At 64.2% G+C, this 23,930-nt stretch carries 22 protein-coding genes and 2 pseudogenes; 9 read left to right on the top strand and 15 right to left on the bottom strand.

Annotated elements, in window-relative coordinates:
- On the top strand, window positions 1-202 hold a 202-nt coding region (locus tag AC07UK_RS38315; protein WP_494693924.1), incomplete at its 5' end, for a hypothetical protein.
- A gap of 294 nt (window positions 203-496) precedes the next feature.
- Here AC07UK_RS38315 and AC07UK_RS38310 read toward each other — a convergent pair.
- Both AC07UK_RS38310 and AC07UK_RS38305 read right to left on the bottom strand, forming a co-directional pair.
- The gene (locus AC07UK_RS38310) at window positions 497-1,615 is read right to left on the bottom strand and encodes an IS110 family RNA-guided transposase (RefSeq protein WP_494693923.1); all 1,119 of its coding nucleotides are present in this window, start codon (window positions 1,613-1,615) and stop codon (window positions 497-499) included.
- Window positions 1,608-2,413, bottom strand: a protein-coding gene (locus AC07UK_RS38305; RefSeq protein ID WP_494688261.1) for an IS5 family transposase whose coding sequence is annotated in 2 segments (ribosomal slippage) — window positions 1,608-2,065 and window positions 2,065-2,413 — 807 coding nt in all. Because the reading frame shifts where the segments join, the coding sequence is not laid out codon by codon here. Before AC07UK_RS38305 ends, AC07UK_RS38310 begins: the two co-directional genes overlap by 8 nt.
- Before the next feature lie 81 nt (window positions 2,414-2,494).
- Here AC07UK_RS38305 and AC07UK_RS38300 point away from each other — a divergent pair.
- Window positions 2,495-2,620: pseudogene (locus AC07UK_RS38300) on the top strand (IS110 family transposase); the annotation flags it as partial.
- Between the two features lie 502 nt (window positions 2,621-3,122).
- On the opposite strand, the gene AC07UK_RS38295 reads toward AC07UK_RS38300, so the two are convergent.
- From AC07UK_RS38295 to AC07UK_RS38245, 11 genes are all read right to left on the bottom strand, one after another.
- Window positions 3,123-4,217: a porin gene (locus AC07UK_RS38295; RefSeq protein ID WP_494688260.1), complete on the bottom strand. Its 1,095-nt coding sequence runs from the start codon at window positions 4,215-4,217 to the stop codon at window positions 3,123-3,125.
- A 73-nt stretch (window positions 4,218-4,290) separates the two neighbouring features.
- Complete coding sequence (fabG, locus tag AC07UK_RS38290) at window positions 4,291-5,031, bottom strand: 3-oxoacyl-ACP reductase FabG (protein WP_492316794.1); 741 nt, start codon at window positions 5,029-5,031, stop codon at window positions 4,291-4,293.
- A gap of 97 nt (window positions 5,032-5,128) precedes the next feature.
- Complete coding sequence (locus AC07UK_RS38285; protein ID WP_494688259.1) at window positions 5,129-6,214, bottom strand: MBL fold metallo-hydrolase; 1,086 nt, start codon at window positions 6,212-6,214, stop codon at window positions 5,129-5,131.
- A gap of 5 nt (window positions 6,215-6,219) precedes the next feature.
- Entirely contained in the window at window positions 6,220-7,641 is a 1,422-nt protein-coding gene (locus AC07UK_RS38280; protein ID WP_494688258.1) for an MFS transporter, read from the bottom strand.
- An 89-nt stretch (window positions 7,642-7,730) separates the two neighbouring features.
- Window positions 7,731-8,888, bottom strand: coding sequence for an FAD-dependent monooxygenase (locus AC07UK_RS38275; RefSeq protein ID WP_494688257.1), 1,158 nt, complete (start codon window positions 8,886-8,888; stop codon window positions 7,731-7,733).
- A 10-nt stretch (window positions 8,889-8,898) separates the two neighbouring features.
- Entirely contained in the window at window positions 8,899-9,657 is a 759-nt protein-coding gene (locus tag AC07UK_RS38270; protein WP_494688256.1) for a maleate cis-trans isomerase family protein, read from the bottom strand.
- The gene (locus AC07UK_RS38265; protein WP_494688255.1) at window positions 9,654-10,148 is read right to left on the bottom strand and encodes an acyl-CoA thioesterase; all 495 of its coding nucleotides are present in this window, start codon (window positions 10,146-10,148) and stop codon (window positions 9,654-9,656) included. Before AC07UK_RS38265 ends, AC07UK_RS38270 begins: the two co-directional genes overlap by 4 nt.
- The gene (locus AC07UK_RS38260; protein WP_494688254.1) at window positions 10,145-11,857 is read right to left on the bottom strand and encodes an AMP-binding protein; all 1,713 of its coding nucleotides are present in this window, start codon (window positions 11,855-11,857) and stop codon (window positions 10,145-10,147) included. Before AC07UK_RS38260 ends, AC07UK_RS38265 begins: the two co-directional genes overlap by 4 nt.
- Before the next feature lie 28 nt (window positions 11,858-11,885).
- A complete protein-coding gene (locus tag AC07UK_RS38255) occupies window positions 11,886-12,158 on the bottom strand; it encodes a hypothetical protein (protein ID WP_492316788.1) in 273 nt (90 codons plus the stop codon).
- Complete coding sequence (locus tag AC07UK_RS38250; RefSeq protein WP_492316787.1) at window positions 12,155-12,862, bottom strand: VOC family protein; 708 nt, start codon at window positions 12,860-12,862, stop codon at window positions 12,155-12,157. The genes AC07UK_RS38255 and AC07UK_RS38250 overlap by 4 nt, the downstream gene beginning before the upstream one ends.
- Window positions 12,843-14,123, bottom strand: coding sequence for an alpha/beta fold hydrolase (locus tag AC07UK_RS38245; RefSeq protein WP_494688253.1), 1,281 nt, complete (start codon window positions 14,121-14,123; stop codon window positions 12,843-12,845). The genes AC07UK_RS38250 and AC07UK_RS38245 overlap by 20 nt, the downstream gene beginning before the upstream one ends.
- 217 nt (window positions 14,124-14,340) lie before the next feature.
- Here AC07UK_RS38245 and AC07UK_RS38240 point away from each other — a divergent pair, with 217 nt between their 5' ends.
- Both AC07UK_RS38240 and AC07UK_RS38235 read left to right on the top strand, forming a co-directional pair.
- On the top strand, window positions 14,341-15,051 hold the full coding sequence (locus tag AC07UK_RS38240) for a TetR/AcrR family transcriptional regulator (RefSeq protein ID WP_492316785.1): 711 nt from the start codon (window positions 14,341-14,343) through the stop codon (window positions 15,049-15,051).
- Between the two features lie 434 nt (window positions 15,052-15,485).
- The gene (locus tag AC07UK_RS38235) at window positions 15,486-16,523 is read left to right on the top strand and encodes an AraC family transcriptional regulator (protein ID WP_492344614.1); all 1,038 of its coding nucleotides are present in this window, start codon (window positions 15,486-15,488) and stop codon (window positions 16,521-16,523) included.
- Window positions 16,524-16,582: 59 nt separating this feature from the next.
- Here the strand turns inward: AC07UK_RS38235 and AC07UK_RS38230 are convergent, their stop codons facing one another.
- Window positions 16,583-17,728, bottom strand: coding sequence for an FAD-dependent oxidoreductase (locus AC07UK_RS38230; protein ID WP_494688252.1), 1,146 nt, complete (start codon window positions 17,726-17,728; stop codon window positions 16,583-16,585).
- 34 nt (window positions 17,729-17,762) lie between these two features.
- Window positions 17,763-18,752: a VOC family protein gene (locus AC07UK_RS38225; RefSeq protein ID WP_494688251.1), complete on the bottom strand. Its 990-nt coding sequence runs from the start codon at window positions 18,750-18,752 to the stop codon at window positions 17,763-17,765.
- Between the two features lie 323 nt (window positions 18,753-19,075).
- Between AC07UK_RS38225 and AC07UK_RS38220 the strand changes: the two genes are divergently transcribed.
- The 5 genes and pseudogenes from AC07UK_RS38220 to AC07UK_RS38200 all read left to right on the top strand — a co-directional run.
- Entirely contained in the window at window positions 19,076-20,350 is a 1,275-nt protein-coding gene (locus AC07UK_RS38220) for an MFS transporter (protein ID WP_494688250.1), read from the top strand.
- 27 nt (window positions 20,351-20,377) lie between these two features.
- Entirely contained in the window at window positions 20,378-21,274 is an 897-nt protein-coding gene (locus tag AC07UK_RS38215; protein ID WP_494688249.1) for an alpha/beta hydrolase, read from the top strand.
- A gap of 89 nt (window positions 21,275-21,363) precedes the next feature.
- A pseudogene (locus tag AC07UK_RS38210) lies at window positions 21,364-21,474 on the top strand (cyclase family protein); the annotation flags it as partial.
- A gap of 46 nt (window positions 21,475-21,520) precedes the next feature.
- On the top strand, window positions 21,521-22,573 hold the full coding sequence (locus AC07UK_RS38205) for a porin (protein WP_494693922.1): 1,053 nt from the start codon (window positions 21,521-21,523) through the stop codon (window positions 22,571-22,573).
- 190 nt (window positions 22,574-22,763) lie between these two features.
- On the top strand, window positions 22,764-23,930 hold a 1,167-nt coding region (locus AC07UK_RS38200; protein WP_494693921.1), incomplete at its 3' end, for an MFS transporter.

Raw genomic sequence — 23,930 nt, 5'->3', positions numbered from 1 at the left:
CCCTGCAATTCCTGATACTGGTTTCTTCCCTCAATGCCTTGTCACGGTTAGCTTTGCGGGATTCTTCAGGGCCGACTGGGTAAAGGAACGCGGAGAAAGCGAACGCCCGGCTGTAATGGCCGGGATACGGGCTGCAACATTGCCCGACACGAAAGTGGGCAGACTTCCGCAGGGTCATTCATGGCGAGAGAACTTTGACTGATATGACTCCCCGTGTCAATCGAGATTGGTTTGATTCCGCTTCACAGTTTCATGTTGTTCCCCCACCATGCCAATTTCCTAAGGGCGACGTAGCAGTAAGTATCGACGGTGGATCGCACTGATATCCGCGGGTTGGTTACCGCATTACAGAGGTCCGCCCAATGAGCCTGGCGCTATCTAACGCCGCAAGTCGGATGGAATCCGTTGCCTAGTCAAGCCGCGGGTTGCTCGTGTGCCGGGCTACGCCGCCTTCAGGAAACTGGCTCCGCAGTAGGTGTGGGTATATGTTGGCCGGTTACGTTGTCTGCGCCTCGTTCGGTACGGCAAGCGACATCGCGAGTTGGCTGATGTCCCAGATGAAGCCGCTGAGTTCGCGGGCCACCGCGACGGCCGCAATGTTCGGGTTCTTGCCGCGTGCGGCAAGTCTGCGATAGCGCCGGCACAGTCGAACTTGGGCATCCCAGGAGCGGTCAATGATGGCCTTTGGGATGCCTTCGTGCCGGCGCTGGATCTCGGGGCTCACGCGTGCCGGATGGCGGTAACTCCAGGCCGCCTCGACCAGCAGCTTTCTTGCATAGCTATTGCCATTCTTGGTGATGCTGCCCTGGCGCCGCTTGTCCCCCGACGAGTGTTCGGAGGGCGTCACGCCAAGCCAGGCCATCAGTTGGCGCGGATGCGCGAAGCGCGAGAGATCGCCCAACTCGGCGAGCATGCCTACCGCCGTGGTGAACTGCACGCCGCGCATGGTCTGCAAGCCCAGTACGGCCGGATAGAAGCGCCAGTTGACTACTGCCTCGCGCAGGGCCGCTTCAAGACGGCTGCATTGCGCGATCCGATCCTCGATGGTGCGTCGATATTCGTCAAAGGCAAGTTGCTGCCACGCACTGTCGAAGGCAAAGGCACTCAGCCAGCGCCTGTGCGCCGGTCCCCAGTCGGCTTTGCCGCTGTAGCGGACCCCGTGCGCAAGCAGAAAGGCCTTGAGCCGTTGGCGGGCGCGCTTCAGATCGTCCTTGGCACTGACCCAGCCGCGTGACAGATCCCGGAATGCTTCATCTTCCACGCTGGGCACGTACACCGCTGACAGGTCACCGGCGCGATGCGATCGCACGAGCTTGATCGCATCGCGCCGATCGGTCTTGACACGCTCGCCGGGCTTCCTGGGGATTAGCGACGGCGCGCATACCATGCACTCGAATCCCTTTCCTGCAAGCTGCCGGTACAGCCCATATCCGCAGGGGCCGGCCTCGTAGACAATCCGGATGTGGCGCGCTTTGGACTGCAGGCGCTTGCACAGGCGATCGATATCGGCCTTCGACGTACCAATCTTGCCAAGCAGTTCCACCTCGCCCATGCCGAGTGCATAGGCGACGGTAATCGAGTCCTTAGAGACGGTTTCAAAAAGACCGCTACGCACGCCTGAAGATATTCCAGCAGACGAGGCAACAGCCAAGCTTCAGGAATGCTTCGTGAATATCAGCCCGACGCTCGAAGCGAATGCGAAGACGACGGAAATTGTGGAGCCACGCATGAGTGCGTTCGACCACCCAGCGAAACTTGCCAAGACCGCTACCGTGTTCGGTTCGGCGCTTCGCGAGCACTGGCTTGATGCCGCGCTCGCGAAGTCGCTGACGATGCGGTTCGGAATCGTAGCCGCGATCGGCGTAGATAACCTTGGGCTTCTGAAGTGGTCGGCCACACACGCCGCGAATCGGTGGAATCGCGTCAACGAGCGGCAGCAGTTGGGTGACGTCGTTGCGGTTCGCGCCGGTCAGGAGCGCGCAGACGGGGACTCCACTCGCGTCGACGAGGATGTGATGCTTGGAACCTGGTCGCGAGCGATCCGTGGGGTTCGGACCCGTTTTTCGCCCGCCCCAACAGCTCGCACCGACGACGAATCGACGGCCGCACGTGAGAAATCGAGTTGGCCGGCCTCGCGCAGCTTCGCGAGCAGCAACTCGTGTAGTCGCACCCATACGCCCGCCTTCTGCCAGTCGCGCAAACGCCGCCAGCAGGTCGGGCCAGAACCAAATCCCAACTTGGTCGATAGGTCGCACCAACGTATCCCGGTCTTGAACACGAATAGGATGCCGTTCAATGCTGCTCGGTCTGAAATCGGAAAGCGACCGGGATACTTCTTGCGCCGCGGCTTCGGCAGTGGCAGCAAAGGTTCGATCAGTGCCCACAGTTCGTCGTCAATGACCGGCGCGCCCATCTCCTTGGTCCCAGTTGTTCAGGTGCCAAAGGTTAACAGCTCGCCGAGAAAGTTAACAGGCCTCTCGAGGTCTTTTTGAAACGGTCTCTAATGCAACGTCGTCACGCGAGCGTTGCGACCGTTGCCCTTGCAAACAAGACAGCGCGAATCGCATGGGCAATCTTGACGGGCAAGGTTCAAGATAGCGTAGCATCGATGCATTGTTAGTACGTTTCACTTCCTCAGCGATTGCGCAAGAAGTGGCGAGCATGGCGAACCGGTCGGACCGGCGCTTGCAGATCCTGATATATCCGACGGCTGCATTTCGAAGCCAGAAGGCCGATGAGGAGCAAGCGCGCACATTTCCATGATGGCTCGTGTCAACAGCGACACATCAAAAGCCGAATGTACGGACGCAGTCGTGACCCTCAAAATGCAACCCCATCTTACTCATAGGCGGGAGTCCATGTACGGATATAAAGCTGCAACCCAACCAATGTTACGTCAGAGCGCACAAAACCCTCGCAAACGGGAGGCGTTCATATAAAGTCATATCAGTTTCTCGGTTGTGCTGCCGCGATTATCTGTGAGGGCGTCATCGAGTGGAAGGCTGGAAAGCCCGACAGGCTCCTAGCAATCGCGTACAGGTGTTCAAGCGATGAAAAAGCCGCTGCAACGCGTTCGGCGAAAGCAGCGGCCCGTCCCTCACTTCGCAGCAGCGACGTGGCGGTCAGAAAGTATGCCGGATCCCGATCATGGCTCCCAACTGCGTCCCTCCCGGGGCTGCAGGCGCGCCCGGATTCGCACTGACCGACTGCGCCAGTTGACCACCGTTGTCGACGAAGCCTGCGGTCGCGTAAACAGCGGTCCGCTTCGTGAAGCTGTACGTTCCTCGCATCACATACAGCCAAGCCTTGTTGTCGCTGTTGCGATACTTCTGGTAATAGACCTGTCCCGCGAGGTTGAACGCCGGTGTGATGTCATACGACAGGTACGTCCAAAACAAATCGCTGCGCGGCGTCGCAGGCATGCCGTCGTTGTTGTGACGCAGCCACCCTGCCCCGGCCTTGGCCCCATCGCTGATCAGCCAGTATCCGCTGAGTGACAGGCGATTGTCACTCTTGGCACTGCTGGTCAGCCCACCAAAGGCACCGGGGCCGCCTCGGGTCGATTCGTAGACCGCGGCCACCCCGAAACCGGAAGCCTCGTACATCAGCAACGCCGACCACTCCCGGCAAGCCCGTGCATCTCCCGCTGTTTCCCCGGCGCAATTTGCACTCGAGGGACTCGGCGGCGCAACGGCCGCATCCCGCCCGAAGCTGTACGTGCCTCCAACCGTCAGGCCGCCGAACTTGCCCCGGTATGACACCGCATTGTCCGCGCGGGAATTGGGAATCGTGTAGTCCAACGCCGCAGAGCCAAATGCGCTCGGCCCCATGAGATCTGAATCCAGCAGCGCCCAGAACATCATGGTGTACTGCCGGCCGAATGCCACCTCGCCCCAAGGCCCCGACAGCCCTACCCAAGCCTGTCGACCGAACAGTCGGTTTCCATACATGAGTGAGCCCGAATCTGTAGAGAAACCCGACTCCAGCGCAAATTTGGCCGTGAGTCCGCCGCCCAAATCCTCCGAGCCGCGCAAGCCCCAGCGCGACGGCACCATCCCCGTCAGCGACGGCTCTCTCACGACGCTGTTCTGCGCGGCGCCAACGTGGTTGACATAGTCGACGCCAGTATCGACCACCCCATACAGCGTCACCGATTGGGCAAACGCCACCGTGGGCAGCGCCACGAGGCAGCCCAGTGCAATGTGCTTGTAGTTCAATTGTTTCCTCCGAAAACCGCTTTGTCTTATTTTTCGCAAGCGCACACACCCGCGCCTCGTTGTTGCCCCGCCGTCAGATCGAGAGACCTCCCGACACCTCGATCGCTTCCCCGTTGACGAAGCTGGCATCGTCCGACGCAAGGAACGCGTAGACGTTGGCGATTTCCTTGGGCGATCCCAGGCGCCGCTGCCAGCAGTTGGAGCGGAATCCATCGAGCACCTTCTCAGGCATCGTTTTCAGGATGTCCGTCTCGATAAAGCCGGGGCACACGGCATTCACACGAATGCCCTTCGGCCCAAGTTCTCGCGCCCACGTCTTGGTGAATCCGATGACACCAAACTTGCTAGCGGCATAGTTCGTCTGCCCGAAGTTGCCGTAGATGCCGACCACGCTCGATGCATTCAGGATGACGCCGGACTGCTGCTCGAGCATGGCGCCGACCACCGCCTGCGTGCAGTTGAAGACGCCCTTGAGGTTGACGTCGATCACGCGATCAAACTGATCTTCGGTCATGCGCGTGACTTTGGCATCCAGCGTGATGCCCGCGTTGTTGACCAGAATGTCGATGCGACCAATCTTCTCGATGACATCCGCAGCCAGGGCTTCGATGCCCGCGCGGTCGGTCACGTCCAACGAATAGGCCGTCGCCGCGTAGCCTTCCGACCGGAGGTTGCTGGCCTCTTGCTCAACGGCATCTTTTGCCAGATCACAGAGGATCACCGTGGCGCCTTCGCTGGCGAACTTGCGCGCAGTCGCCTGCCCGATACCTGCAGCCGCACCGGTGATGACGGCCACCTTGTCTTTCAGTTTCATGTCTTCAACACACTTTTGGGAATATGAATGGCCACACCATCACGGGATGGTATGCGTGTACCGTCAACGGAACGGCTCACCGGCACGCGCACGCGGCTTACGCGACAGCCGGGTCGACGGCCTGAACCTTCTGCATGCCGGCGATCACGTCCACATGGTCGTTGGGCACCAGGCCGGATTGCACGGTGGTCCAGCAGCTGGGGCAGAAGTGCTCGCGGAACGCGATTTCTGTATCGACGTAGAAACCCGGATCCACGCTGACGTTCGAGGCCCCCGACACCGGAATGCCGACAGCTCTTCGATCACGTTGATCCGGCTGCCATAGTGCACATGCACCCCTGCCGCTCGGACTGGTATCACCCGAGAACACCACCGCACCGTCTGCCGTATCCAAGCGGAACGCGAACGACGGATATACCGGCGCGTGGCTGACCAGAATCGCGGTGACCTTCACCTTGTCGTCCTGGTAGACAGGAAAAGGCTGCATGTCCGGTGCGACGTCGCGGTTGGCGTCCACTACCACGCCATTTGGCACCTGGATGTCTTCCACGGCGACGAGGGTGTGAGGGTCCGGCTTCTGGCTGTCGCGGATGTTGTCGTTGATGTCGTTGGCGAACGCCTTGTAAATGGCCGCCGTCATGGCGACCGCTCCAGGCGTGGGATCGTCCGGGTGGATCACTGGGACATTTGTCCGACTGGCGCCAGCAACCGGCACCAGGGAGCCACGCGGGCCCGGTCCGAACACCCGCACCGGCGTCTTGCGCGCTGCCAGGCCGTCTGTGGTCCCGAACTGGAACAATGCCGGATAGTCCACGACATGATCCGCGTGCAGGTGCGTGATGAACGCCGCGCGCAGCGAGGACAGTCCAGGCTTGCCGGGCATCTTTCCCAAGCCCGCCTGAAGGTATCGCCGCAGCCAACCCTGGCCGAAGTCAACCAGATACACGTCCCCGTCGACCACGAGTGCCGAGGAAATGCCTGCCAGCGTCGTACCACCGTAGGAAGTGCGCCCCCCGGCAGTACCGAGCAGGACCAGATTGGTACGGTAGCTGGAAGCGGGCGCGGACGCCGCCACCTCCAGAGTGCCAGCAGCGCTCGCCATGGCAGGCACCAACGCCAGGAGGAAGCAGTGTACGAGCCGGACAAGCCAGCTTGGGCCGGACCGGGAAAACGTCATGTTCATGGTCCTTATTTACGGAATTGGGTAGCGGCTTCGACCTGGATGAGGTCCGCGTGGATGTCAGGGCCGGAGACATTGAGCGCGAGCTGGACGCGCCCGGTCCGGTAAATGCCGAACGCCGCGACCATCGCCGGAATTGCCAGGAGCAGATAGAGCGCCGCATTGCTCCAGCCCGCCGACAACAGCCACGCACCGCCGAGCGAGCCCGCGATGGCCCCCACTCGTCCGATGCCGAGCGCCCATGCCACGCCCGTGGCACGGCTCGAAGTCGGGTAGAACGCCGAGGCGAGCACATTGGCGCAGACCTGTGATCCACTGACACAAAACCCAGTGACGAAGATGGCCGCTGCCATCGACATCGGCGCGCTCACGGAAGCTAGGCATGCCACGGCAATCGCTCCCAGTGTGTAGGCACCGGCCACCACGGCGTAGGGGTTGAACCTGTCGAGCAGGACGCCCAGCACGACGGCACCCGCCACGCCTCCCCCTTGCAGCAGCCCGGCGAGCATCGAAGCCTCCTTCAGCGAGAGCCCACTGCGCTGGACCAGGATCGGCAGCCAGTTGATCATCAGGTATAGCAGCAGCAGGCTGCAGAAGAACGCCAGCCAGAGCCACAGCGTCCCTTTCCGGTAACGCGACGCGAAGAGCTGGCTGACGGGGGAGCCGGGGCCGTCTGGCTCGTCGGCGACGTACCTCGCGTCGGCAGAAACCCTGCCGGCATCGATGCGCGACAAGATGGCGCCGATCCGCGCCTGCATGCCTTCGCGCGTGGCGAGGTAGCGCACCGATTCCGGCAAGGCCAGCGCCAGTACCGGCACCAGCGCCAGCGGTAGTGCACCGCCTAGCGCCAACACACCGCGCCAGCCGACATGTTCGATCAGGTACGCGGTCACCAAGCCCCCAAGCGCAGAGCCGAGGGAGAATCCGCAGAACATCACTGTCAGCAACATGCCACGGCGGCGCGACGGGCTGAACTCGGCGGTCAGCGTGATGGCATTGGGCATGGCGCCGCCCAATCCAAGCCCGGTCAGAAACCGCAGCGCGATCAGCCAGCCGATGCCAGGTGCCGCGGCGGAAGCCGCGCATGAGGCGCCGAACCACGCCACCGACAGGACCAGCACACGACGCCGGCCGATGCGATCGGCAAGCGGACCACAAAGAAAGGCGCCGGTCATCAGCCCGAGCAGCCCGGCGGAGAACAGCGGCCCCAGTGCCACCATCGACAGCGACCATTCGCTGCGGATGTGGGGGGCAAGGAAGCCAATAATGGCAATATCGAAGCCGTCCAGTGCGACGATCGCAAAGCACAGTGCGATGATGCGCAATTGCAGGCCGGATAGGCGTGCCGCGTCGATGAACTCGCGTACGTTGACGGCGGCGCGCGCAGAGGCGCCGGCCGCCGCACTGCGGGGGGCGGATGGGGCAGTCATGTTGTCTCCTGGGATGGTCAGCGCACAGCCGCTATGCTGCGGCTTGTGCGGGTAAAGCGAGAATCGGAGGTTTGCGCTTCGGCAGACGGCTATACCGCGGCAGGCGTAGCGTTGGGCTGGTGATAGCCCCCCGCTTCCACGCGGGCGATAAATTCCGGATCGCGCTGGCGCAGGTCTTCATGTGTGACCCTGCCGGTGCGCAGCATGTAGTCGTAGGCGAACGCGACTGGATCGAGGTGCATCTTGCTGTCGACCGATTCATACCAGTCGAGGCTGCGGCGGGCTGCGTCCTGGAACTTGGCTGACGCATCGCGCCTGCTGCTCTCGAACGCCTGCAACGCCGCCGGTACCTCGTCGCGATGCGCGCAGACGGCATCGCAGAGCGCGATTGCATCCTGCATCGCCATACGCGTGCCGGACCCCAGCGAGAAATGCACGCTGCGCAGCGCGTCGCCCAGTAGCACCACCTTGCCATGCGACCAGTGCTCATTGCCCACCACGCTCGCCTGGAACCAGTTCGAGCGATTCCCCAGCAGGGAGTGGCCACCCAGGTCTTCTGCGAAGACCTGTTCGCAGAATGCGCGACTTTCCTCCTCGGTTGCAGTGTCGAGGCCCGCGCGATGCCAGGTGTCCGGATCCACTTCCACCAGGAAGGTCGACAGGGCATCGCTGTACTGGTAAGCGTGCGCGATGAATACCCCATACTCGGTTTCCCGGAAAATCAACGAGACCGGGTGGAACAGTTGATGGGTACCGTACCAGGCGAACTTGTTGCGGCGCACGTCGAAGCTCGGCCGGAAATGCTCCGCCAGCCGGGTCCGTACCTCGCTGTTGACGCCGTCGGCCGCCACGATAATGTCGGCGTCAGGCAGTTCGGCGGGGTCGCTCACGCGGCTGCCGTACTGAATCTCGACACCGGCCTCGGCGCAGGCCTCCTGCAGCACGCGCAGGAGGTCGATGCGCGAGGTGCGCGAGAAGTGGTTGTTATGCAGCGGCACTCGCACCCCTTGGTGGGTGACCTCCATATAGTCGCAACGCTGGTGATGCGCGGTAAACTTCCTGAAGAAGGCCGGATCCGCTTCCTCCAGGAAGGACAAGGCGATATCCGAGAACACCACGCCCCAGCCGTAGGTGGCACCGGCCTCATTGCGCTCGTGCACGACAATATGGTCTTCAGGATGCCGCTGCTTGAGCAGCAGCGAGAAGTACAGGCCGGCCGGCCCGCCTCCGATCACGACGACATTCATGGTAAGCCTCTTACTTGCTGGCCGGCGCAAGGAGCGCGCCGGCATTGGGGACGATGGGTGCCAGGTCAAGGTGTTCCAGCATCTGGCGGACCGTGCAGGCGGCGGTCGATGTCACCGGCAGGCCGATGGCGTCCTGCGCGGCCTGGATCGCCGGCAGCGACGGCATCTGCACGCAGGCCGACAGCACTACGACGTCGGCGTTGGCGGTATTCAGGCGCTTGACGTCCTGCAGCAATTGCAGGGGATCGCGACGCCCGACCTCCAGGTTGTCGGGGATCTCGAACGACAGCGCGTCCAGCACTTCAATGCCTTCATGCTCGATGTACTTGACCACCGCGTCGGTCAGCGGCTTCATGTATGGCGCCATCAGCGCGATCCGGCGCGCGCCCGCCGACTTCAGGCCCGCGACCAGCGCACCGGCCGATGTCATCACAGGTGCGTCGCAATGGTTCTCGCGCGCCACGCGCAGCAGGTCCTGCTCCACCTGCCGGTGATAGCCCGGGCCCATCGCCATGATGGCGACCAGGCAGGCCGTGCTCATCACGTCGACGCGCGCGTCCGCCAGTTCGGCCGCACAACGCAGGCCCTCGCGGTTCATGGCCTCCAGTTCCTCGCGCACCACGCGGTGCATGCGCATGCGGCTCGCGTGGAAGGTGAATCGCTCCGGCAGGATCTGCTCCCGCGCGTGCAGCATCGCCGGGATTTCTGTTTCCATCGTCGTGTTGGAACTGGGCACGATCTGCCCGATACGGTAGGTATGACTGTTCATGCTGGTTGGCCTTGGTGGGATGGGTTGCCGTGCAGATCGGTCTCGCAGCGGCGCCGGTACTGCTCCAGTGCGTTGCGCAGTGCGGCGGGCACGTTGATCGCGTCGCGCGTCCCGCGCCTCACGCAGATCGACGTGAGGCGGCCGACGAAAGCCGTCTCGCCACCCTCGCTCATGCGTGCCGTCATCGCCAGCGTGTAGGTTCGCGTGCTGATAGCCTCGACCGAGACCTCGATGTCGATCGATTCATCCGGCCACAGCGAGCGGCGGAAGTCGAATGCCAGCGCGCGAGTCGGCGTGCCGAATCCAAGCTCATCCTTGGTGCGTTGCGGGAGGCCGTCGAACAGGCGCTCATAGAACAATTCCGCAGTGGAAATGACGTATTCGGAGAAGCATGGCGTGTAGACCACGCCAGCCGGATCGCATTCGCCCCACTTGACGCGTCGGCGTACCGAGAACGGCGTTTCGGCGACTACGGCTTCAGTACAGATCATGCCGAGACCCTCCCGCGTTCATCTTTGCCCCGAGCCTTTGTCTCGTCCTCGAGACGGCGTGCCACCATTGCCCGCAGCGCGCCCTTGTCGACTTTGCCGACGCGAGTCACCGGAAACTCCTCGACGACTTCAATGCGCTCGGGACACTTGAACTTGGCGAGTCCCTGCTCGACCAGGAAGGCCGCAAGCCCGGCCACATCCGGCGCCGCGTGTCCGGCGCGCAGGATCAGGTAGATGCACCCTTTCTCGCCGTAGAGCGGATCCGGCATCGCCACGAGCTTTGCATCCGCCACCGCCGGATGGCGGCTGACATACGCTTCCACCTCTTCCGATCCGATCTTCTCGCCGCCGCGATTGACGTTGTCGCGCAGGCGGCCTTCGAAGGTGAAGCAGCGGAAGCCGTCGATGACATGTTCGGTCATGAGGTCGCCGGAGCGCACAAAGCCGTCCCGCGTCAGCGTTTGTGCTGTTGCCTCCGGTGCCTTGTAGTAGCCGCGCAGGCTCGATGGGCCGCGGAAGCACAGTTCGCCCGGCGCTCCCTGCGGCGCAGGCTCGTCCGTTCCCGGCACCAGCAGCCGAATCTCGTCATCCGGGCAGCCAGAGAAGCCTTGCGTGCCGTGGCGGACCGCCGCCGGAAAGCGTGCGCCAGCGCCCAGCAGCAGTCCTTCGGTTGTGCCGAACAGGTTGAAGCAAGGCACCCCGAGGTGCGCTTCGAGTGCATCGGCACGCGTCATCGTGCCGAACAGTTCGAGCGATGAAAGATCGTGCCGCGCCATCTCCTGGTAGGCAATCATCTGCGGTGCGACCGGCCCGATGGACATGCCGTGCGTGACGCGATGGCGTTCGATCAGTTCCAGCATGCGGACGATGTCCACACGCGGCATCAGCACCGACGTCATGCCGCCGGCCACGACAGGCACCAGCACGTAAAGCTGGCCGGCGTTATGCAGCAGCGGCAGCGCCCAGATCAGGCGGCTGTGCTCGGTCTGGCCGAGCTGGCGCATGCAAGCCAACGCGTGGCCGATGTACTCGGCATGGAAGCGTGGAATGATCTTCGGCACGCCGGTGGTGCCGCCGGACAACTGGAAGCTGAGGACGTCCTGGCTCCCGATCCTTACCCCGGCCAGCACATCCACCGCTTTTTCATAGGGAATGGCGTCGATCAGCGCGTCCAGCCCGTGCTCGTCCGGCGCGCCCTGTCCCTGCACAGGATTGCCGCGCGCCACGATCAGCTGCTCCAGCGAGGGGTGGCGCTGCGCCATGCCGCGCGCAAATCCGGCAAGGTCGAACGCGCTGAAGTCAGCCTGCACGAAGTAGGCGCGCGGCTCTGCTTGCGCGGACAACTGGCCAATCTCGACTTCGCGGTATTGCGGCACTGCGCACACGGGAATCACGCCGGCCTTGTAACAGCCCATCAGCGCGACGACCGTATCGATCGTGGTGCCCATCTGGAAGATCGCGCGATCCCCTGCCCCGAGACCAAGCTGGTGCAGCGCCGCACCAAGGCGTTCGCTGCGTTCGTCGAGTTCGGCGAACGTGATCGACCGCTCGTCGCTGATAAAGGCTAGGCGGTCTGGGTGACGCCGCGCGGTCTTGCGCAGCGCGCCGCCGAGCGTGTCGTCCACCCACGCGCCGGTCTCGAAGTACCTGGCCGCGTCTGCGGGCGGGCAATACTCCACGCCTTCGATCGGAAACTGAATTCCGGTCATGGTTGTCTCCTGCTATATATCCTGCTTTTCAGGCTGTCTCTTGCCCACGCGGTACGATGCGCACCGTGTCGCGACCGAACGACTCGATCCTGCCGTCCAGGCCGCCCGTGAAGAGCCCGTACCAGACGGCTGGCTTCAGTCCCAGTGCGCGACGCCCGAACTCGACAGGCCCGCTCGCGGCAATCACGGTATAGTCACCGAGGTCGCTGACGTGGCAGTCCGGCATGCGGTGTGCGGCTTCCGTCAGCGAGGCGAACTCGGGCACGTTCAGCACGAAGATGCGCAGGGAGGACTTGCTCATGCGTGACACTCCTTGTCCAGGTTCAGGCGGCGGCCCAGGATCTCTGCCTTGCGCAGCCAGATATCGTCGATCGAGGTCACGCTTGCCTGTCTGGCCCGAGCCTCGTCCTCCAATTCGATCGCTGCGGACAGCGTCGCATCGGCGTCACGGGCGTCCAGCGCTTCGAGCTGCCGTAGCTTGCGCGTTATCTCGATGAAGTAGCCATTCGGATCCCGGAAGTAAATCGATTCGATCACCTCGTGCGCGGTTTCCGTGGACACCACCACGCCGCGCGCTTCCAGACGGGCCTTCCATGCCTGCAATTCTTCCTGCGTATCGACCAGCCACGCCGTGTGGGTGGCATCGAAGACGTGGTCGTCCGGAAGCGGTGGGCGGCGGTCTCGGCCGGCAAGGACCTCCGGCTCGACGCTGCCAAGGTAGTAGAAGAAAGCGATGGTGCTGCCGTTGCCGCTGTCAAAGAAGAAGTGCAGGAAATCGGGGTGCGTCGCGGTGCCCCAGCCACGCGCCGAGATGGTGTGGATGAGCGGCAGGCCAAGAATGTCGCGATAGAACGTGACGGTGTCCTTCAACCGCCAGGTCGGCCGGGCCGTGTGGTCGACACCGTGCAATCGCAGAGGGGCGGCACCAGCCGGGGTGGAACTTGCATACATCGTTGCGTCTCCGGAAAAGTCTTTGTCGGATGCGTTATAGCGGGAAGGTTTCACGCAGCCACGCCTGCAGCAGGCGTCCTGCCTGGGAGCGGCCCGGCTCTTCGCCCTTGGCCAGCGCGCGGCCATGGTGGTCACCACGAACACGGTGGTATTGCTTCTCGGCACTGCCAATGCCGTGAAAGATGTCAGCGATCACCGTTGGGAAACACGCCTGGTCACCCGTGTACTCGATCAGCAAGGTGGGCTGGCTGATGGCCGGGGCCGTCCGGGACAGCGCGGCATTCGACGACAGCCCCGACCATGTCGACAGCCAGCTCTCCGGCGAACAGGTGCGTGCGAAGCCAACCGAGCCGTAGTTGGAGGCGAATGGATCGGCGCCCCAGAGCGACCCGTACTTGCGGTCGGACGGATCGAGCGACAGATCGAAGCAGCGCAGGTCGGCGTCGGTGCGCCAGACGGAGAAAAGCTGGGTATGGGCAGCGCGCCGGCGGATGGCATCGCTGACCGTACCGGGATTGCGCTTCACTTCGGCACGGGCGTCCATGCGTTCGGCAATCATCGTCCTGGCCAGTTCGTCGAGGCGCTGCACCCGTGCCATCTGCGCGGCCCGATAGCGCACGACGAAGTCAGCGCGATAGCTGGACGACTCGGGGGCCGGCGCAAAGCCATTGGCCCCGGAGAATGCATCGAGCGTCGGGTCGACGGACAGCGGGTCGCGCTCGTCGGCCACCGCAGGATCGATGCAGCCCTGCAGCAGCACGCCCTGCCCCGGATGAGGCGCGACAAAGACGACGCCGTCTACCGCCGGCAGCAGGGCCGACGCAAGATTGGTGGCTCGGCCGCCGGGCGTCCGACCGATGCGCGCTGCGGACGCGGCATTCGATTGCTGAACGTACAGCGCATATAAGCCGCTGCCTCCGGAATTGCCCAGCAGCACGATGCGGCGAAAACCCGCTTCACGCAGATAGCGCACACCGGCCGCCACGTCGTACAGCGCAAATTCATGCTCCAGGCGCTGATCGTTGCCGACCGAACGCGGGGATTGCGACCACGCCGCATAACCTGCTTCGACGATGTCGGGAATCAGGTAATGGCAAGCCATGAACTCACGGGGATGCATGATGCAAACCACGGTGTCCGGTCGGCCCACGGCATAGAGGGATCCACTTGTAGCGGCACCATCTTCCGTGCGCAGCACTACGTTGCGCGTCATGGTGCCGGCAGGCACGTCCCGCGGATTCCAGTCCGTGTTGAGGAAGCCCGCGATCGGACCAGAAGGCGCAGGCGAAGCGCTGGGGGGCGTCTTGATTGTCATCGTCACTCACTCCGTTTTTTACAGAATAGTCCATTTTTCGACGCATACGTAAATTTTTTTGCAAGGGACGCGAAGGTGATACGGGCAAGTGGCGTACTGAGCATGTATTAGCCACAGCGGAGCACCCGAGCGCGGGTGCAATGCTGGCGTTCAGTCGACTTCTTGTTTATCGTGAGAAGCTTCTCGACGCCTGCGTCGAAAATCTGAATGACAGCTCATGGCAAAGACACAGACGAAGAGCGATGCGCTGCGGGACTCGATCCTGGAAGTGGCGACCCGCCTGTTCATCGAGCGCGGCTTCGACGGCACCGGACTGAACGACATCGCCGACGCCGTGGGATTGAGCCGTCCGGCGCTGTACTACTACTTCAAGAGCAAGGAAGCGATTCTTGAGGAACTGACCACCGCGGTGACGCGCACCGCCGCCGAACTGGCTACCGAGCCAATGCCCGAAGAGATGCGCACGCCTTCCGGGATCCTTCGTCACCTGGTGATGCGTCACGCGATGCTGATCCTGTCTCACCCGTTGCAGTTCAGGGTCGTGGAGCGCAATGAGAACAACCTGCCTCCAAAGCAGCGCAAACTGGCCGAGCAATCGCGTCGCGCTGTGCTCGCTCAGTTTCGGCAGGCCGTCGAATCCGGTATCGACCAGGGGAAGTTCCGCGTGATGGATGCCAAGGTCGCTGCATTCTCGATCATCGGCATGTGCAACTGGACCGCGTGGTGGTTCAATCCATCGGGGCAGGCTTCCATGGATGAGGTGGCCCGCCAGGTTGCCGACATGGCATTGGGTGCACTGGAACTGCCCTCGAGCCGCAAGCTCGATCAGGCTGGGCCGGCAGCCATACTCCAACTCTTGCGCGACGACCTGACACTGCTGGAGCGCAGCCTGGACTCGCCGGCGGCAGCGGGCAAGACGGCCCCATAGCAGGAGAGGCAACGGGCGGGATGAAGTCCTGCCTGCAACAACTGGTTGTTTGGCCGGAGGCGTAGCTTAAAGATGCTGATCAGGAACGCTAATCGCGGTCCCACAAAGACGACCTCAGGGTTCGCCCGGGAATCAGGCTTCGGATTGATCCATATGAAGTAGTTCCAAAATCATGCATGTGACGTAGGCGGCGGTCCAGGCGGTATTGCAGCGCCCTGAGAAGCGCGCTCGTGCCTAACGTGGGATTTTCCCCAATGTTCCTGCCGGCGGAACTGGGAATAATGGCGAGGCCATCTTCTTCCAGAAGCCCCCGCGCGCCGCACCGTGGTGCAAATACGGGTGGCCTGCTTCTTGCGAGAGGCTGCTGTTCCGCGCTGACAGCGCCGCACCAGACGGCGCGAGCAGGAGATTCCCATACGCCCTCGCCGTCATACATGAATGCCACCTGTATCTTTCCGCCTGTGCTTGACCCGCATCAGCCCGCCCTGGCAGGGTGGCATCGTGAGCTGGACCGGGTGCAGGATTTCGACCAGGTCACGGAGATGGTCGGCCGCGCGTTCAAGCCCCATGCGATGCAGTTGCGCGACCCGGCCCGTACCCTTTCCACGCGCTTGTTTTCGACCCGGGTCGGGCGCCTGTCGCTTTTCTTCCTGGAGTACGGCGCCGAGGTCAAGGTCGAGCCGGATTGCTTCGATGGCTTCGTGCTGGTGGAGATTCCGCTGCGCGGCGGTGGCCGCTACCGCTGCGGCCGCGAGGCGCTGGACGGCGATACCGGCCACGCCGTGGTGATGTCGCCCAACAAGCCCGTGCACCTGGAGCTGGCGCCCACGCTGTCGCAGCTGATCGTGCGGATCGACCAGGGCATGATTGACCGCGCCTGCGCCGCGCACCTGGGCTACCAGCCGAAAGAGGCAGTCAGTTTCGACCTCAGCCTGGACCTGGAGGGCCACGCCGGCCGTGCCTGGACCAGCACGCTGCGCCATGTGCTGGACGGCTGCGCCAGCTTTCCGCAATTGCTCGACAACCCGATCTATTGCGCGCACATCGAGCAGATGCTGATCGACACGCTGCTCTACGCGCACTCGCACAACCTGTCGCACCGGTTTGAGATCTCGCGCACGAAGCCTGCGGTGGCGCCGGCCTATGTGCGCCGGGCGGTGGAATACCTGGAAGCGCACGTGGCCGAGGCGGTGACGATGGATGCGCTGGCCGCCGCGGTGGGCATGAGCAGCCGGGCGCTGTTCCTGGCGTTCCGCGACACCTATGACCAGACCCCGATGGGCTATCTGCGCGAGCTGCGGTTGCAGCGCGTGCGCCAGGGGCTGTTGTCAGGGGGCTCGGCTTCGGCCAACCTGACGCACATTGCGCTGCAATGGGGCTTTTTCCACTACGGGCGGTTTGCCCAGTACTACAGCGAACGTTTCGGCGAGCGGCCACAGGATACGCTGCTGCGCGCCCGGCAGCGGGGCTGAGCCGCCGGCAGGGAATAAGGGCCGCGTCATCCCGCAGGGAGCGCGGCCTTCTTCTTTGGCTAGTTGCCGGTCGTGCCGGTCGGCGCGTGGTTGGCGGCCCGGAAGATCTGTTCCGATACCCACGGATTGCCCATGGCGCCGCGGATGGTGGCGGTGCGCACGTCGTCTGGCAGGAACGCCACCTCGCCGTAGAGCGTCGACCATTTCTGGCAGTGGTCCACCAGCGGACGCTCGCGCGCTTCCCAGGCTTCCAGCGCGGCCGGGATCTGCTCGGCGCGGCTCACGCCTTCGAGCGCGACGGCCAGCGCCAGGCCGTTCTGCATCGCCATGCCGCCGCCTTGCCCGAGGTTGGGCGGTTGCGCGTGCGCGGCGTCACCCAGGATGACGGTGCGGCCCGCCGACCACGCGCTGCACTTGATGATGCTGTACACGCCCCAGCTCACCTCGCTGCCAATGCGGTCGATCAGATGCGCCCACTGCGGGAAGGCGGCGCTCCACAGCGCCTTGTCGATGTTGGTGTCGCGCGCGGCGCGGTCGTTCTCGGTGCAGGTCAGCGCCAGGTAGATCTGCTGCGCGTTGATGGGCGTGATCAGCAAGCGCCGCATGCCGTTCCAGTTCTCGATGTACTTGCCGGCGTCTTGCGGCGGGATATCGCCCGGGCGGCTGTCAATCACCGTGCGCAGCGCGCCTTCTTCGGTCTGCTGGTGGTACATTTCCAGCCCGAGGGCCTGGCGCACGCGTGACCAGATCCCGTCCACGCCTACGGCCAGGTCGGCACGCGCGGCGTCGCCGTTGGCGAAGCGCAGTTCGCCGCGCGGCGTGGCGCCGATGATTTCGGCCGACGTGACCACCTTGACGCCCGTGCGCAGGCAGGCGTCGCGCAGCGCATCGAGCAGTTGGCTGCGCTTGACGGTGATCAGGCGCCTTCCAGCGGCGATGGGGGCCGATTCAATGATCTCGCCGCGGTGGTCGCGCTGTTCGAAGAAGCGGCCATGAAAGGCGTCGCGCACGGCGTCGTCGCACGCGCCCAGCGCTTCCAGCACGCGCAGCCCATTTTCCCAGATATAGATGCCCGAGCCGGCAGCGCGCAGCGCCGGTTGGCGTTCGTAGACGGTAACGTCCCAGCCGCGCTGGGCGAGTGCCGCGGCAGTGGCAAGGCCACCCAGGCCGCCGCCGGCGATGATTGCCGACAAAGTCTTGTCCATGTTTTCTCCTCCAAGGGTTCCTGATCCTGCACGCTCACACGAGCCAGGCGGCGTCGGGACCGGCAGGCGCCGGCGCGGCATCGCGCCGGACATACCACTCGCTGTACTGCCCGTCGGGGTCCCGCAGGAATAGGGCACGCTTCCAGGGCACATCGACGACCCGCTCCGGCGTGATCCCGCGCGCACTAAGCGCTTGCAGCGCTGCTTCCAGGGTGGCCTCGGCTTCCAGCTCGAAGGCGGCGTGGTGGTATGCCGCGTTATCGGCGGCGACCAGGACCAGATTGTACGGATACGCAGCCAGGCTCGCGCCCAGGTAAGCGATGCCCTCTGCCTGGCGCACCACCTTTAGGCCGCCGATGCGGGTGTAGAAGTCCAGCATTGCGTCGAAGCGGGCGGTCTGGAGCACGGCGTGGGTGATGCGCCGCGGATGCAGGCAGGCGTCCGTGACGTGCCGCAACACGGGAGCGTCGTCGTAGAGGCCAACGGTGGACGGCTCGGCCGCGTCCGGGTCCCACGTGCTGGTGAGCAGTTCCATCTCGCCGGACAGTACCGAGCCCCAGTCCTTCACCGTGTCGCAGTAGAACTCATTGTAGTTGTGGTCGGGATCGAACAGGTAGACGCTGTGCGCCACCTGGTGGTCGACAGTCAGGTCCAGCGGCACGCCGGCCGCCTTCAGCCGGCGCCAAGCGTCCACCAGCGCTGCTTCGTTCTCCAGTTCCCAAGCCAGGTGGTTCAGGCCGGGCGTCAGGCCGATGGTGCCGGGCAACTGCAGCAGGCCGTCGCGGCCGTAGCGGTCCACGCCACCAGTGGTCTTCATCATGCCAAGGTCGTGCGGCGTGTGGCCCGTGCCGAGGAAAGTGGCTTGCAGGTCCGGCTCCCAGAACTCTACGTTCAGCCCACAGACCGCGCTGTAGAAGTTCTCGGAAATCTCCAGGTCGTCGACCCACAGGTTGACATGGCCAAGGCGGCGCGGGGCGAAAAAGTTGCCGGGCCGGGCCGGCGCAGGGGACGACATCGACGTCATGTCATGGGCTCCTTTGTTTCGTGTGCGTGTTTCGGGCGTGTTGAGGCGAATGGCTTGCCTGCCTGGTTTCGGGGACGGCATGGATTGCCGTGACGACGGGCCACTGGCGGCAGGTGCGAGTGCATCTTATCGACGGGCGGGGCCGCCGCGGACGCGCCACGCCAAATCGTTGCGGGATTCGGATGTCCGTTGCGGTTTCCGGACTGCGACGCCCACCGTGTTGCCCAACAATGCGTTCACCGCCAGCGCCTGGCCCTGATGCCGGCCGACGCGGAACCGCCCAAGGCGGAATGACAGACAGTGAGACGACTAGGGAGCGCCCCATGCTTTGGATGCAGGCAGACCCGGCCCAGCGCCGGAAAATCCGTAACTGGCAGCACTACGCGCTGGCAATCGGCGTGTTGGGCGAGCTGTTCCTCGCCGGCGACTGGTACGGCTTCGCGGCCGTGATGACCTTCGTGTCGGAAGCGCTGCACCTGAGCCCGACCCAGGCCGGCTTTGTGCAGGGCGCCTTCGCCATCACTTACTGCATCGGCATGCTGTTCTGGTCGCCGTTCGCAAGGCGCTGGTCGGCACGCCGGCTCTTTGCCATCGGCTTGCTGGGAACAGGCGTGTTCATGCTGGCGCAGGCCGGCGCCGACAACTTTGCCGAGCTGGTGGCGGCGCGCCTGCTGATCGGCTTCTTCGACGCGGCAGTGTGGGTCGGCACAATGAAGCTGATCGTCGGCTGGTTTCCGTCGGAGCGCCACGGCGCGACCATGGGCATACTGCTGGCGGCCTTCAGCCTGGCGATCACGCTCGACTTCGCCATCGGTATCCCGGTGGCGGCTGCACTCGGCTGGCGCGTGTTCCTGCTGGCGCTGGGCGGCCTGACCTTGCTCGTCGGCTTGCTCGGGATGCTGACGATCAAGGGCAGCCCGCGCGAGATCGGCTTCCCGGACTTCAGGTGGCAGGCGGGCCCGAGCGTCGATCACCACGCCGCCAATGTCCCGCTGTCGCGCATCTTCCGCTCGCGCTGGATCTACGTTGGCTGGCTGGCGATCTTTGGCGACACCTTCGCGCTGGCGGCAACGGCGACCTGGGTGGTGCCGGCATTCATCCAGCAGCAGGGCATGCCCGTTGCCAACGCTGCGCTGGTCGGTACGCTGATGGGGCTGTCGCAGGTGGCCTTCCTGCTGATCGGCGGCTGGCTGTCGGATCGCATGCCGCGCCTGGTCATGATCAAGCTGGGGGCGCTGCTGTCGGTGGTCTCTGCGCTGAGCTTCGTCGCCGCCACACACTATGCAATGCCGTGGGCGATGCTGCTGACCATCGCGGGACTGAGCGGCGTGACGGTGCTGTCCGGCGGTGCAATCTTCAGCCTGGTCAGCGAACGCTATGGCGAGGCGCTGGCCGCGACTGCCATTGGCTATGCCGAGCTTGGCGGCATCGTTTCCACCTTTATCGCGCCGACGCTGATGGGCTGGGTCATCGACCTGACGCACTCGTTCACGATGGCGTTCGTGGCTTTCTTCAGCGTCGAGGTGATAGTGCTGGCTGCCTTGCTGGTGGTGGCAGGCGACCGGCGCACCGCGGCGGCACCGGCGGTGGCGCACTGACGGCCCGGGCAACGACCAAGAGATTGCATGATGTTCGATTCTCACAAGCGACGCATCAACCCGCAGAACGAAGCCGACTTCAACCTGCGCCAGCGGCATCCCGATGCGCTCGACCAGATGGCCGGCTGGCAGCGCCACTCGGCCCTGGCCCGGGCTGCGCTGGCCCATGAGCCTGACGTTGCGTTCGGCTCCGCCCCGGATGAGCGGATGGATATCTTTCCCGCGCCTCGGCCCGGCGCGCCTGCGGTGATGTTTATCCATGGCGGCTACTGGCAGGCGGGGGACAAACGCGATGTCTCGTTCGTTGCCTCGGCACTGGTACACGCGGGCATCACCGTCGTGGTCAACAACTACACGCTGGCGCCGGCTGCGACGCTGGACCGCATGGTCGCGCAGACGTCCAGGGCCCTGCACTGGCTGCACCGCCATGCCGGGCGCTACGGCATCGACCCGGACCGCCTGCATGTAATGGGGCATTCGGCCGGTGGCCACCTGGCGGCAATGATGTTGACGGCGCATGGCGGCACGGCCGGCGCAGGAAAGGGGGGCGGCGCGCCGGTACGCAGCGCCATTGCGATCAGCGGCCTCTTCGACCTGACGCCGCTGATCGACACCAGCATCAACGACGTCCTGGGTCTCGATGCGGCGAGTGCCGACCTCATGAGCCCGGTGCGGCTTGACCGCGACAGCGATGCGCCGCTTTACACGCTGGTCGGCGCGGACGAAACGGAAGGCTTCAAGGCACAGGCGCGCCGGATTGCTGCGTACTGGCAAGGTGTCCACGCGCTGGCGCCGGTCGCCGGCCGCCATCACTATGACGTACTGAACATTTTTCGCGATGAAGGTAATCCGTGGCTGGCGGCGGTGGCCGGGGTGATCCGGGAAGATGCACCGCTGAAAGCCTTCGCGATGCCTGGTGATTGAGGCGCGCCGAAACCTTTTTGTAACAACCACCTCGCATGGGTTGTACCGGCCGATCGTGCGTCCGGGGTCGATCAGCAATGCTCCAGCGCAGGAACCTAAACCAGCTGCCGCCTGCCGGCGCGTTGATCGTGGCGGCACCGCTGAAGATCCAGAACGGGTCGGGCAGTCCGTTGCGGGTACTGGCGATCGCGGCCACCTGACAGAACCGCGGACGTCCACAAGAGAAGAGAGAGGAAGGGAAGACAAATGAAGCACCAACGCAGGATCCTGGCCGCCATGGCGGCCGCCGGCAGCCTCACCTCGGGCGCCGTACAGGCCCAGAGCGCCGTGCAGCTCTACGGCGCGATCGACGCCTTTGCCGGCTCCGTGCGCGCCAGTGGCGATGCGCACAGCACCGCGGTTGTCGACAGTTCCGGCCTGACCACCTCGTACTGGGGCATTGGCGGGCAGGAAGCGCTCGGCAATGGCCTGAACGCCGAGTTCACGCTGGAGAGCTTTTTCCGTACGGACAATGGCAAGGTCGGCCGCTTCGACGGCGACGTCATGTTCGGGCGCAATGCCTATGTTGGCCTGAACGGAGGTTTCGGCGCGATCAAGCTCGGCCGCAACACCACGCCGTGGTTCGTGTCGATGTTGCTGTTCAACCCGCTGGCGGATTCGGCCGTGTTCTCGCCGATGTTCCTGCATGCCTACACCACGCCGCCTGGCGCGCCGGTCGGCAACTCGGTCGCAGGTGACACGGGCTGGGACAACTCGGTGCTGTACCAGAGCCCCGGTTTCGGCGGGCTGCGCTTCAATGCGATCTACTCGACCGGCGAGAGCGCCGGCCACCAGGGCAAGCAGAACTACGGCGGCAATGCCACCTACTTCAACGGCAACTTTGGCGCCACGCTGGCGGTGCAGCGCGTGGGGGTCAATGCGCCGGAATTCGCGGCCAGCGGCGCCAGCTACCAGATGGCCTACCTGGCCGGCCTGTCCTATGACTTCAAGGTGGTCAAGCTGTTCGGCCAGTACGCGCAGTCGGACAACAGCTTCAGCGCGCTGAGCCGCCAGCGCAACCGCACCATGCAGGTGGGCGCGAGCGCTCCGCTGGGGCCGGGTTCACTGATGGCAACGTGGGTGCGTACCTGGCAGGGCGGCAGCGAAACGCTGGGCTCGGCCCGCCGCGACACCACCACGCTGGCCTACGACTACCCGTTCTCCAAGCGCACTGATCTTTACGCCGCCTGGCGCTATGACAAGGTGACCGACCTGAATCCGGGCAACACCTTCGGGCTGGGCCTGCGCCACAAGTTCTAGCAGGAGCCCGGCGCCTCACTTCGAGGCGCCGATCAGATTTTCTTGGTCGCCCCAAAAAAAATATTTCCACAATCATATGTTTATGCCTAAACTATGTGGAACGACAACGAGCGCGTGGCGACGATCGCGCGAAACAGGTTCCCTGGCGGCTTCTCCGGTTCACCATCCGCCACCCATCAGGAGACAGACAATGACCCCAGCTGGCACCGCTCAGCCCTGGCGCCCCGCTTCTCGCGCGACCTATACCGTACTTTTCGTATGCTTCCTTGCGATTCTCTTTGAAGGCTATGACGTTGGCGTCATGGGAGCGGTACTGCCCACACTTGCCGACGACCGCAACTGGAACCTGACGCCGCTGGAACTCGGTGCCCTCAGCAGCTATGCCCTGGTCGGCATGTTCTTTGGCGCCTTCCTGATCGGCACGCTGAGCGAGATGATCGGCCGCCGCCGCATGCTGCTGCTCTGCGTTTCCCTGTTCTCGCTGACCATGCTGGGCGCGTCCTATGCGCCGACGCCGGCCATCTTCGGCGTCTTGCGGTTCATCGGCGGGCTCGGCCTCGGTGGCGTCATTCCAGTAGCCGCCGCCCTGACCATCGAGTACTCGCCGCCGCACCGCCGCAGCTTCAACTATGGGCTGATGTACTCGGGGTATTCCGTGGGCATCCTTTGCGCCGCGCTCATTGCGATGTGGCTGTTGCCCAGTCTTGGCTGGCGTGGCGTGATTGGCCTGGGTGCCGTGCCCATGGTGCTGATACCGCTGATGGCGTGGCTGCTGCCCGAGTCGCTGGAGTACCTGGTGGGGCAAGGGCGAATCGATGAAGCGCAGGCATTGGCCGATCGCACTGGCCATGGCCGGCTGCCGTCGCAAGCCGGGCCCGCCAACAGCGCCGCCCGCGCCACCTGGCGCGACGTGATGTCGAGCATGTTCGCCCGCAAGCAGCTGCGCGCAACAGCGTGCTTCTGGATCGCACTGTTCTTCGGCCTGCTGCTCGTCTACGGCCTCAATACGTGGCTGCCGACCATCATGCGCAAGAATGGCTACGACCTCGGCTCCAGCCTTTCCTTCCTGGTTATCTTCAGCCTTGCGTCCGCGGTGGGCGGCCTCTTCCTGGGCAGCGCGGCCGACAGGATAGGCGCACGTGGCACCGTCGCGGTTTTCTACCTGATCGGCGCTCTCGCCATCGGCGCGCTGATGTTCCGCAACTCCGTTGCCGTCAACTACCTGCTGGTCGCACTGGCAGGCGTGGGCAGCGTCTCGGCATCGCTGATCCTTACCGGCCATCTGGCCGGTTACTACCCGGCACACGCACGGGCCGCGGCAACAGGATGGGCCCTGAGCTTCGCGCGCTTCGGCGCC

This window comes from Cupriavidus sp. GW821-FHT07C08 (assembly GCF_059419025.1).
The sequence above is the reverse complement of the archived record's forward strand: the minus strand, read 5'-3'. Positions and strand labels throughout refer to the sequence as shown.